Origin of the sequence: Mesorhizobium sp. M7A.F.Ca.CA.001.10.2.1 (assembly GCF_003998575.1) — a bacterium.
Taxonomy (GTDB): Bacteria; Pseudomonadota; Alphaproteobacteria; order Rhizobiales; family Rhizobiaceae; genus Mesorhizobium.
This window is the reverse complement of sequence record NZ_RZQY01000153.1, coordinates 1-10,517: the sequence shown is the minus strand read 5'-3', so window position 1 is coordinate 10,517 and position 10,517 is coordinate 1. Positions and strand designations below refer to the sequence as shown.

General features: G+C 62.3%; 9 protein-coding genes. 5 read left to right on the top strand and 4 right to left on the bottom strand.

The window, feature by feature from the left end:
* From EN964_RS12705 to EN964_RS12690, 4 genes are all read right to left on the bottom strand, one after another.
* Positions 1-630, bottom strand: a 630-nt coding sequence (locus EN964_RS12705; protein ID WP_164775802.1) for an ABC transporter permease, incomplete at its 3' end; no start/stop codon positions are given.
* 74 nt (positions 631-704) lie between these two features.
* Entirely contained in the window at positions 705-2,237 is a 1,533-nt protein-coding gene (locus EN964_RS12700) for an ABC transporter substrate-binding protein (protein ID WP_164749041.1), read from the bottom strand.
* 74 nt (positions 2,238-2,311) lie between these two features.
* Positions 2,312-3,754, bottom strand: coding sequence for an amidase (locus tag EN964_RS12695; protein ID WP_127267168.1), 1,443 nt, complete (start codon positions 3,752-3,754; stop codon positions 2,312-2,314).
* A 46-nt stretch (positions 3,755-3,800) separates the two neighbouring features.
* Complete coding sequence (locus EN964_RS12690; protein ID WP_164749042.1) at positions 3,801-4,703, bottom strand: MurR/RpiR family transcriptional regulator; 903 nt, start codon at positions 4,701-4,703, stop codon at positions 3,801-3,803.
* Between the two features lie 428 nt (positions 4,704-5,131).
* Here EN964_RS12690 and EN964_RS12685 point away from each other — a divergent pair, with 428 nt between their 5' ends.
* The 5 genes from EN964_RS12685 to EN964_RS12665 all read left to right on the top strand — a co-directional run bounded on the left by EN964_RS12685 (position 5,132) and on the right by EN964_RS12665 (position 10,386).
* Positions 5,132-6,460 carry an NAD(P)H-dependent oxidoreductase gene (locus tag EN964_RS12685; protein ID WP_127267166.1) on the top strand — a complete coding sequence of 443 codons (1,329 nt, stop codon included), beginning with the start codon at positions 5,132-5,134 and terminating at the stop codon, positions 6,458-6,460.
* Positions 6,461-6,462: 2 nt separating this feature from the next.
* On the top strand, positions 6,463-7,491 hold the full coding sequence (locus EN964_RS12680; protein ID WP_127267165.1) for a thiamine pyrophosphate-dependent dehydrogenase E1 component subunit alpha: 1,029 nt from the start codon (positions 6,463-6,465) through the stop codon (positions 7,489-7,491).
* The gene (locus EN964_RS12675; protein WP_127267172.1) at positions 7,491-8,489 is read left to right on the top strand and encodes an alpha-ketoacid dehydrogenase subunit beta; all 999 of its coding nucleotides are present in this window, start codon (positions 7,491-7,493) and stop codon (positions 8,487-8,489) included. Before EN964_RS12680 ends, EN964_RS12675 begins: the two co-directional genes overlap by 1 nt.
* A gap of 3 nt (positions 8,490-8,492) precedes the next feature.
* The gene (locus EN964_RS12670; protein WP_127276412.1) at positions 8,493-9,902 is read left to right on the top strand and encodes a pyruvate dehydrogenase complex dihydrolipoamide acetyltransferase; all 1,410 of its coding nucleotides are present in this window, start codon (positions 8,493-8,495) and stop codon (positions 9,900-9,902) included.
* A 115-nt stretch (positions 9,903-10,017) separates the two neighbouring features.
* Positions 10,018-10,386 (top strand): hypothetical protein, encoded by a 369-nt coding sequence (locus EN964_RS12665; RefSeq protein ID WP_127271283.1) that lies wholly within the window; start codon positions 10,018-10,020, stop codon positions 10,384-10,386.
* The last annotated feature ends 131 nt before the right edge of the window (positions 10,387-10,517 follow it).

Here is a 10,517-nt window from a genome sequence, read left to right as displayed (position 1 = left end):
ATCCTTGTCCATCTGCTGAATGAAGGTCGCGCGCAGATTGCGCGCGAGGATCGGCGTCACCCCGATGCCGATCGTCAGGGCCGGCAGGAACAGATGCCACAGATTGTTGAAAAAGGTCGGCCCGTAACCGGATACGGGGAAGATCTTCAGCCGCAGGCAGAAGCCCATGATCAGCAGCAGGCCGACAAAGTAGGACGGCACGCCGACGCCCGCGACGCAGACGAGACGGATGAGGTGATCGATCCACCGTCCGCGCTGCCGGGCAGCGGTGACCGCGAGCGCGAATGTCAACAGCAGCGAGATCACGAGGCCATAGAGGATCAAGAAAACCGTTGGCGCGATCCGTGCCGCGATGACGCCGCTGACGGGACCCCGGAAGGCGATCGACTGACCGAAATCGCCGCGCAGGCAATTCAGCACGTAATAGAAATACTGCACGGGGATGGGCTGATCGAGACCGTATCGCGCCCGCACGAATTCGATCGCCTCCTGACTGGCCTTGGGGCCAAGCATGAGGCGAACCGGATCGCCGGGTGTCATTTGCAGCAGCAGGAAGGTGATCACACTGATACCCAGCAGCACGGGGATCAACTGTATCGGCCGCCTGAGCACGAAGGAGAATCGATTCATGGGTCGGGATCCTGGTGTCAAATCGATGCGAGACGGGGACGAAGATCTCGTCCCCGTCTCGCATCCTGTGCCGATCAATCCAGGCTGGTCCCGCCGATGGACGAGAATTGCAGGCCGACGTTCAGGACCAACCCTCTCACGCTCGGAGCATAGGCGTTGAGCCACGTCGGGTGATAGAGCGCCACCTGCGCCACCTCGTCCACCACGGTCTTCTGGATCTGGGCATAGAGCTCGGCCCGTTTGGCATTGTCCGCCTCGCCCGAGGCTTCATCGATCAGTTTGTCGACCGTTTCGTTGTTGTAGCGGGTGTAGTAGGACTTGTTGTCGCCCGCGCCCCAGACGCACCAGCGCAATGCGTTGTCGGGATCTCGCGTCTCGTTGTACCACCAGTTCATTTCCGCCTGGTACTCGCCATCGGCGAGGCGGGTCCATGCCTGGGTTGAATCGATCTTGGCAATGTTGACGGTGATGCCGACTTCCGCCAACTGCGCCTGGATCAGCACCGCCGCCTTTTCCTCGTCGGCACTTCCGGCATTCTGAATGAGTTCGAAACTGGCTCCGGTCTTGCCGGATTCAGCCAACAGGGCCTTGGCCTTTTCGACGTCTCGGGCAATGACTGGCAGCGATTTGTCGAAGAAATCGAGTGTCGGGCTCATGATGGAACTGGCCGGCGTGCCGAGACCCAGCGTCACCGCGGCATTGATGGCGGTGCGGTCGATGCCGTAGCTGACGGCCTGGCGGAATTTGAGGTCGTTGAAGGGTTCTGCCGAATGGTTGATCAGCATGTCATAAGTGGTGCTCGAAGGTTCAGGGTCGGCGCGGAAGCCGGCGGCCTTCAACTCGGCCATGCGCGGGGCCGGAACTCCTAGGCAGACATCGAGCTCGCCCGCCTGGAACATCGAGACCCTGGTGTTGTCGTCCGGGACATAGCGGAATTCGACGCCGTCGATCTTGGGCTCGCCTTGGCGGTAATAGTGCTCGTTGCGGCCAAGGACCACGCGGTCTCCCGGCTTCAATTCGACGAATTTGAACGGCCCTGATGTGACCGGCGCCTTGGCGAAAGCGTCGTCGCCCATTTTCTCGACCGCTGCCTTCGGCACAATGCCGGTATTCCAGATTTCGGTCAGCGTCAGGAAGGGCGTGAATTTGCGATCGAGCGTCATCACCACTGTCCTGGCGTCCTTTGCCTCGATCTTGGTCAGGGGCTGGAACGGCGCCGCATAGGCGGAATCCTTCTGGAAGCGCATGCGGTTCCAGCTGAACGCCACGTCCTCGGCCGTGATCGGCGACCCATCGGAAAATTTGGCCTCGCGCAGGTGGAAGGTATAGGTCTTGCCGTCATCCGCGATGTCCCAGCTCTCGGCAAGGCCCGGGCCGACTTCAGTGCGATCGGCATTGGCATGCAGCAGGCGTGCATACATCATGCCCTGGATGAGGATATCGGCTCCGTAAGTGGTTTTGATCGGGTCCAGGGTGAGAACCTCGGCTCCATAGGCCATACGCAGTATCTTGCTGCCGTCAGCATTGGCTCGAAGCAATGTGGCCGGCAACGTCGCGATGCTGAAGCCGGCAAACGCCGCACTTTTGAGGAATACTCTGCGGTCCATGACAATCTCCCATTTTCGTTGATGATGTTCCCGGGGCGGTTCCATGCTTGTTGGTTCAAGCAGTCGTTGTTGGTTCAAGCAGTCTTGGTGATGTGGGTAGGTGGTTTGCGCTGGTGCCAGGCGTAGTCGGCTTCAAGCACCGCACCCAACCGCAGCAGCAGATCGTCGCGTCCGAACGCGGCGACAAACTGCACTCCGATCGGCAGGCCGTTTTGCGTCCAGCCGAGCGGCAGGGATATCGCCGGCGATCCGGTGCCGTTGAAGAGCGCGCTGAACGTCTCCTTCGGCGCCAGATCGGCGAACACCGTGTCGATGTCGCGGCCAGGACGATCCGGGTCGTACGTGCCGAGCAACTCCGGCGAGATCGCGCAAGTCGGCGTCACCAGCACGTCATGGACGGCCAGGAATTCGCCAACCGTCCGCGTGATCCGGTCATACACCGCGAGAGCCGCGATCAGGCTTGCCGCATCGAGCGTTCGGCCATGGCGGTAGACGGCAAGTGTCGTCTGCTGCAGGCTGTCTTCATCGATCGGCCGCCGCAGCAGGCCCGCCAACTCGTCGAGCGACTGCGCCGTAGAAGCTGCCCAGATCACTTTCTGTGCCGCCAGATAGCGCTCATAATCGAACACAGGCCCGGCTTCGACGACCTTGTGGCCCAGTTGCTCCAGCCTCTTGCCCACTTCGAGGACTGCCGCCTTCACCTCGGGGTCGAGCGGATAGCCGGACCAGGACGTTGTGCACAGGGCAATGCGCAAAGCCTTGGGTGGCGTCTTGATCGCCTGGGCATAGCTGGTGGTCGGAGGGACGATCTCATAGCTGTCGCCGGGAAGCGCACCAGAACCCAGATCAAGCAAAGCCGCCGTGTCGCGGATCGAGCGTGTCAGCATGAATGAAATGGCGAGACCCAGCATTGGCGCATTCGATTCCGGCGCGCCGCTGATCCGTCCACGGGACGGCTTCAGGCCGACGACCCCGCAAAAGGCGGCGGGGGTGCGAATGGAGCCGCCACCGTCGGCGCCTTGCGCGACGGGAACGATGCCGGCGGCAACGGCCGCGGCTGCGCCGCCGCTCGATCCCGAAACACCCCTGCTGGTATCCCAGGGGTTGCGTGTCGCACCATAGAGAGAGGATTCGGTTGCCGCCGCTATGCCGAATTCCGACGTGGTGGTACGCCCGATATTGGCAAGGCCGCCGGATCGCATTTTCGCCCAGAAGGCGTGATCCTCGCCGCAGATGAAACCCTTGGCGAGAACGCTGCCAAACTCTCCCGGCCGGCCGGCTTCGATAGGGAAATCCTTGGTCAATGTCGGCATGCCGTGGAAAGGTGCGGGTCCGGGAACGTCGCCCAGCCCCTCGATCGCATCGGCATAGGTTTCGATCACGGCATTGAGCTGCGGATTGACCGCGGCGATCCCTGAAAGGATGCAGTTGCCCAGTTCGCGCGGCGTAACTTCCCGATTGCGTAGGAGCTCGGCCAGACCGACGCCGTCATAGGCGGCGTATTCCGTCAACTTCATGCGCCTGCCCTGACTGTCCACGGTTTCAGCAACGGGTGATGCATCGTCATTCTTCGCCTTCTTCCTCTTTGATGTGCCGTGCGACGCGCCGTGGCGGTTTGTGGAAGGTTCGCAGGATCCCGGCGATATCCTCCAGCTCGTTCATCCGCGTCTCGGCCGATTTGCCAAGTTTCTCGGCAACGGAATGCGTGAGGAGGTTCAGAACCGAACTTATGGCGGCCGTCGAATCCCAGTACAGGTCGACGCGCGTCGATACTTCGAGCGCCAGTTTTGTGTATTCAGATGCCCAATGACTGTATTTGTCGGTAACGATGATCAGAGGAATCTTTCGGCGCTTGATCTGGGCGCACAGCCGAAAGCTCATCGCTGCGTATTCCGCCGTGTCGATCAGCAGCACGCAAGAATTTTCGCCGCTATCGGTGAGGATTTCTGAGAACGTGCCGCCCAAACCTTCGGCAAAGCGGACATCGCTCCTCACCCAGCGCAGACGCGTCGCGAAATCGAGCCCCAGTCCCTTCACGGCTTGGAAGCTGACGCAGTTCACGCGATCGCAGGTGCTCAGCAGATGAACGATTTCGGACCATATCTCGCCCTGGGCAAGGCCATAAGCCGCGGTCAAGGCCTGCTGCTCCATCTCCAGGCTGCGAGCCAATCGTTCCTGCTTTTCGCCGCCGATGCGGAAACGCAACTCGGCACTGTCCAGGCCCGGGCCAGCGGCTTTCGGTGCGGAGCGCAGGCCACGCTTCATTTCCTTGAGGTCGGTGTAGCCGAGACGCCGCACGAAACGGGTAACGCTTGCCTCGCTTACGCCGGCGCCGGCGGCAATGGTGGCGCCAGTTTCAAAGGGAATGTCATGGATGTTGGCGAGCAGGTATCGCGCGATTGCCTGCTCGGTCCGCGCGAACTCCAGCCAGCCCTCGCGCAACCTGGCTTCCAGCGCGCTGGCCACCTCGGTCTCACCGGAAACAGTCTTCTCGCCAGGCGTTTTCATCTTCATCGGCCGCAACGTCCCTTGGCAGACCTATTTGGAACAGACCGGAAAAGGCCACCCCAGGAAGCGCAGTTCATTTCCAGTTCATGACGCGACGCTAGCACGCGAGAACACGCTGTGAAAGATAAATTTTACAATCTAATATTTCGGTACTTTTATTTCACGACCGGCCGTAATCGCAAAAAAGCGTTCCGCGCTGGCTCCGCCTGCGAGCGAACCTGTCTTCGCGCGCCGTGCGGTTCGCGGCTTCGTTTTCGTCCATGGTTCGGGCTGCCTGGAAAGTGGTTTTAAGCACGACAATCTGGACATTAGTCTTGACAGAAATACAGATGTTCAATACCCGTCAGGCAATCGAACAAGCCTGCATTATGGGAGGAACGAGCGGTATGGCTTCCAATGTTTCGTTGACGGGCCTTGCCCGCGATCTCGAGGAACGCGCCAAGTCGGGCAAGCCTATCCGCATCGGCCTGATCGGCTCGGGCGAGATGGGAACTGACATCGTCACTCGTGTCGCCCATATGTCGGGCATCGAGATCGGCGCCATTTCCGAACTGAACCTGCCTGCCGCCAGCAAGGCCGTCGATATCGCCTTCCAGGAAACCGGGCATGCGCGCGAGGTGTCGAACGCGTCGGCGATGACGGCGGCGATGGAAGCCGGCAAGGTGGCGGTCACCAACGATGCCAGCCTTGTCATCAACAATGATCTGATCGACGTCGTCATCGACGCCACCGGGGTTCCCGCCGTCGGCGCCGAGATCGGGCTGCGCGCCATGGAACATGGCAAGCATCTGGTGATGATGAATGTCGAGGCCGACGTCACCATCGGCGCCTATCTGAAGAGCGAGGCCGACCGGCTCGGCGTCACCTATTCGCTGGGCGCCGGCGATGAGCCGTCCTCCTGCATGGAGCTGATCGAGTTCGTTTCGGCCATGGGGCATCCGATCGTTGCCGCCGGCAAGGGCAAGAACAACCCGCTCAACATCGACGCCATTCCCCCAGACTATGAGGAGGAAGCCAAGCGCCGGCACATGAATGTGCGGATGCTGGTCGAATTCGTCGACGGCTCCAAGACCATGGTCGAGATGGCGGCGATCGCCAATGCCACCGGCCTGGTTCCAGACAAGGCCGGCATGCATGGCCCGGCGGCCACGCTTGGCGAACTGTCCAAGGTGCTGGTGCCGCAGAAGGATGGCGGCGTGCTGTCGAGGGTCGGCGTCGTCGACTATTCGATCGGCAAGGGTGTCGCGCCCGGCGTCTTCGTCGTTGCCGACATGTCGCATCCGCGCATCTCCGAGCGCATGGAAGATTTGAAGATGGGCAAAGGCCCGTATTTCACTTTCCATCGTCCCTATCACCTGACCTCGCTCGAAGTGCCGCTGACCTGCGCGCGCGTCGTGCTCTACGGCAAGGCCGACATGGTGCCGCTGGCCAAACCGGTGGCCGAAGTCGCCGCCGTGGCCAAGAAGGACATGAAGCCCGGCGAGAAGCTCGATGCGATCGGTGAATATTGCTACCGCGCCTGGATCATGACGACGCCGGAGGCGCGCGCCGCCAAGGCCATTCCCTGCGGCCTGCTGCAGGGCGGCTCGGTCACCGCGCCGATCAAGAAGGGCGAGCTCATAACCTACGCGAATGCAGCGCCCGCGGCGGGCTCCAAGATCGCCGAACTGCGCGCCCGCCAGGACAAGCTCGTCTATGGGTCCGTGGGAGCGTGATCATGGCCACAGCCAGCAAAGCCGTCACTGACAGTCGCGCCAATCTGCCCTTCGTCTACCGCCAGTACAGCGCCGAGCAGCTCAGGGAGGTGCTCCACAAGATGTACCTGATCCGCCGCTTCGAAGAGGGCGCGGAGGAGTGCTACACGCGCGGTCTCATCCACGGCACCATGCATTTGTCGATCGGCCAGGAAGCCAGCGCCATGGGCATCTGCATGCCGCTTGCCGAGGATGACCAGATCACCTCGACGCATCGCGGTCATGGCCACTGCATTGCCAAGGGTGCCGAGGTCAAGCGCATGTTCGCCGAGTTCTTCGGCAAGACCACAGGCTATTGCAAGGGCCGTGGCGGCTCGATGCACATCGCCGATGTCGGCAAGGGCAATCTCGGCGCCAATGGCATCGTCGGCGGCGGCATCCCGATCGCCGTCGGGGCGGCATTGTCCTCCAAGATGATGAAGACCGGCAAGGTCGTGGTCTCGTTCTTCGGCGATGGCGCCAACAATGAAGGCGCTTTCCACGAGGCGCTCAACATGGCGGCGGTCTGGAAGCTGCCCGTCATTTTCGTCTGCGAGAACAATGGCTACGGCATGTCCACATCGACAGCCCGCTCGACCGCGGTCAAGAACATCGCCGAGCGCGCCGCCGCCTATTCGATGCCGGGCGTCATCGTCAACGGCAACATCTTCTCCGAGGTCGCCGAGGCGTCTCATCAGGCTATCGCCCGAGCCCGCGCCGGCGAGGGGCCGACGCTGATCGAGTCCAAGACCTACCGCCATCGCGGCCATTCCAAGAGCGACCGCAACCGCTATCGTACCAAGGAAGAGATCGAGGACTGGATGTCGAACCGCGATCCGATCACCCTGTTCGAAAGCGAGCTCAGGGAATTCGGCTTCATCGACGACAAGGGCATCGAGGCCATTCGCGATGCCGTGGCGCAAGAGATCGCCGAGGGCATCGAGTTCGCCAAGGCGAGCCCATCGCCCGATATCAGCGAGACCGGAAATTACGTGTATACGGAGCAGGCGTGATGGACGCGATGGTGCGTGAACTGAGCTACGCCCAGGCGATCCAGGAAGCCATGGCGATCGCCATGGACATGGACGAACGCGTTTTCCTGATGGGCGAGGATATCGGTGTCTATGGCGGCGCCTTCCAGGTCACCGGCGACCTGGTCGAACGTTACGGCGCTGACCGCGTCATCGACACGCCGATTTCGGAATTGGGCGGCGCGGGCGTCGCGGTGGGCGCTGCCCTCACGGGCATGCGGCCGATCTTCGAGTTCCAGTTTTCCGACTTCGCCACGCTTGCCATGGAGCAGATCGTCAACCAGGCGGCCAAGATGCGCTTCATGCTGGGCGGCGAGGTTTCAGTTCCCGTGGTGATGCGCTTTCCCGCCGGTTCCGGCACCGGTGCGGCGGCTCAGCACAGCCAGAGCCTGGAAGCCTGGCTCGGCCATGTGCCGGGTCTGAAAGTCATCCAGCCGGCGACCCCCTATGATGCCAAGGGTATGCTGTTGGCGGCGGTCGCCGATCCCGATCCGGTCATGATCTTCGAGCACAAGCTGCTCTACAAGATGAAGGGACCGGTGCCCGAAGGCTATTACACCGTGCCGATCGGCAAGGCAGATATCCGCCGCGAGGGCCGCGACCTGACCATCGTCGCCACCTCGATCATGGTGCAGAAGGCGCTCGACGCGGCTGCCGCGCTGGAGAGCGAAGGCATCGACGTCGAAGTCGTCGATCTCCGCACCATCCGGCCGATGGACAAGCAGACCGTCATCGACAGTGTCAAGAAGACGTCGCGGCTGCTATGCGTCTACGAAGCGGTCAAGACGCTGGGCATCGGCGCCGAGGTCAGCGCCATGATCGCCGAGAGCGAAGCGTTCGATTATCTCGATGCGCCGATCGTGCGGCTGGGCGGCGCTGAAACGCCGATCCCCTATAATCCGGAGCTCGAGAAGGCGACGGTGCCGCAAATTCCCGACATCATCACCGCTGCGCGTGACCTCGTGAAAGGGGTTCGCTGAGAAATGCCGACCGAAGTCATTCTTCCCAAGGTCGACATGGACATGGCGACCGGACAGATCTCGCGTTGGTTCGCCGAGGAAGGCGCGCACGTCAAGAAGGGCGATGTGCTGTTCGAGATCGAGACCGACAAGGCGGCGATGGAGATCGACGCGCCGGCCAGCGGCGTGCTGCGCGACGTCACCGGCAAGGAAGGTGTCGATATTGCGGTCGGTGCAGCTGTTGCATGGATTTATGCCGACGATGAAAGCTATGCGCCAATCTCCCCCCTCGAGGGGGAGACGTCGACCAAGTCGACAGAGGGGGTTGCCTCAGGAGGCACCCCTGTACCGTCGAGCCCAGTCGAACCGACCTCACCCGACCGGCCTGCGGCCGGCCACCCTCCCCTCGAGGGGGAGGGGAAAGCCCGCGCAACACCTTTGGCCAGGCGCCTAGCCCGCGAGGCTGGCCTGAACCTCTCAACCGTATCCGGCACAGGCCCATACGGCCGTGTTGTAAAAGCCGATATCGACGCCGCACTTTCCTCCCTCCTCGAGGGGGAGGTGTCCGCGAAGCGGACGGAGGGGGTCGCCTCAGGAGGCGCCGCCCAATTCAGCACCGCCCTGGCGCCGACACCGGTCGAAGCGACCCCACCCGACCGGCCTGTGGCCGGCCACCCTCCCCTCAAGGGGGAGGGGGACGTGCTGCGTCTGTTCGAACAGGGCTCCTACGACCTCGTCCCGCATGACAATATGCGCAAGACCATCGCGCGCCGCCTGGTCGAAGCCAAGACCACCATCCCGCATTTCTACCTGACGCTCGATTGCGAACTCGATGCGCTGCTGGCGCTGCGCACGCAGATCAATGCGGCAGCCCCGGTGAAGAAGACCGATAAGGGCGACGCTCCAGCCTACAAGCTGTCGGTCAACGACATGGTCATCAAAGCGATGGCCATGGCACTGAAGGCGGTGCCGGATGCCAATGCCTCATGGACCGAAAGCGCCATGGTGAAGCACAAGCATGCCGATGTCGGCGTTGCCGTGTCGATCCCGGGCGGGCTGATCACACCGATTATCCGCAAGGCCGACGAAAAGACGCTGTCCGCCATCTCCAACGAGATGAAGGACCTGGCCAGCCGTGCGCGCAGCCGCAAGCTGAAGCCGGAAGAGTATCAGGGCGGCACCACTGCGGTGTCCAACCTCGGCATGTTCGGCATCAAGGATTTTGCCGCGGTCATCAACCCGCCGCATGCGACCATCCTGGCGGTCGGCGCCGGCGAGGAGCGGGCGGTGGTCAAGAACGGCGAGATCAAGATCGCCACCGTGATGTCGGTGACGCTGTCGACCGACCACCGCGCCGTCGACGGCGCGCTGGGTGCCGAACTGCTGGTCGCCTTCAAGAACCTCCTTGAAAATCCGATGGGCCTGCTGGTCTGATCCATCAAGCAGAAGCCGGCGTCGAATGATGCGCCGGCTTACGACAGAAACGACTTGTCAGGCGCCGACCCTTGACCCATGTTCTATCTGGATTGCGATCCAGGGAGGCCAAAATATGCCTGCATTCGACCCGTCTGACGTGAAAACCCTGTTCGGCAAGGTCATGGGCGCGTCGCCATCCGACATCAAGCTGGTGGCGCAGCGCCTGCACGACCACGCCTTCGAGCCGCGCATGTCGGCGGACGAGACCAGGCAGCTCGTCGCCAGCCTCGGCTATGACAGCCTGGACGCGTTCTGCGCCGACATCGGCTTGCCCACCCACATCGCCGAGCGGTGGAGCCGTTTCGGTGTTTCCGGCGAGATGAAGCAGGTGTTCACACTGTTGGCGGCGCAGCGCAAGCGGGTGGCCGAGGCGGTCGCCGAATTCGAATCCATGACCCATGTCGGTGTCGAGGATTTTTTGCGCGAGCGCGGGCTCATTTAGCGGGAAACACCGGAGCCAGTCGAACCGGCTCAGCCGCCCTTGGCAAGCAGCGCCGTGGCGGTATCGCTGTCGGTGATCAGCACGTTGGTGTCGACGGCTTTCAGCGCGGCGAGGATCGCCGCGCTGAAAGC

Excerpts from the sequence above, each read along its gene's own strand:
- EN964_RS12700 (WP_164749041.1), bottom strand. The coding sequence starts at position 2,237 with ATGGACCGCAGAGTATTCCTCAAAAGTGCGGCGTTTGCCGGCTTCAGC.
- EN964_RS12695 (WP_127267168.1), bottom strand. The coding sequence starts at position 3,754 with ATGAAGTTGACGGAATACGCCGCCTATGACGGCGTCGGTCTGGCCGAG.
- EN964_RS12685 (WP_127267166.1), top strand. The coding sequence starts at position 5,132 with ATGGCTTCCAATGTTTCGTTGACGGGCCTTGCCCGCGATCTCGAGGAA.
- EN964_RS12680 (WP_127267165.1), top strand. The coding sequence starts at position 6,463 with ATGGCCACAGCCAGCAAAGCCGTCACTGACAGTCGCGCCAATCTGCCC.
- EN964_RS12675 (WP_127267172.1), top strand. The coding sequence starts at position 7,491 with ATGGACGCGATGGTGCGTGAACTGAGCTACGCCCAGGCGATCCAGGAA.
- EN964_RS12670 (WP_127276412.1), top strand. The coding sequence starts at position 8,493 with ATGCCGACCGAAGTCATTCTTCCCAAGGTCGACATGGACATGGCGACC.
- EN964_RS12665 (WP_127271283.1), top strand. The coding sequence starts at position 10,018 with ATGCCTGCATTCGACCCGTCTGACGTGAAAACCCTGTTCGGCAAGGTC.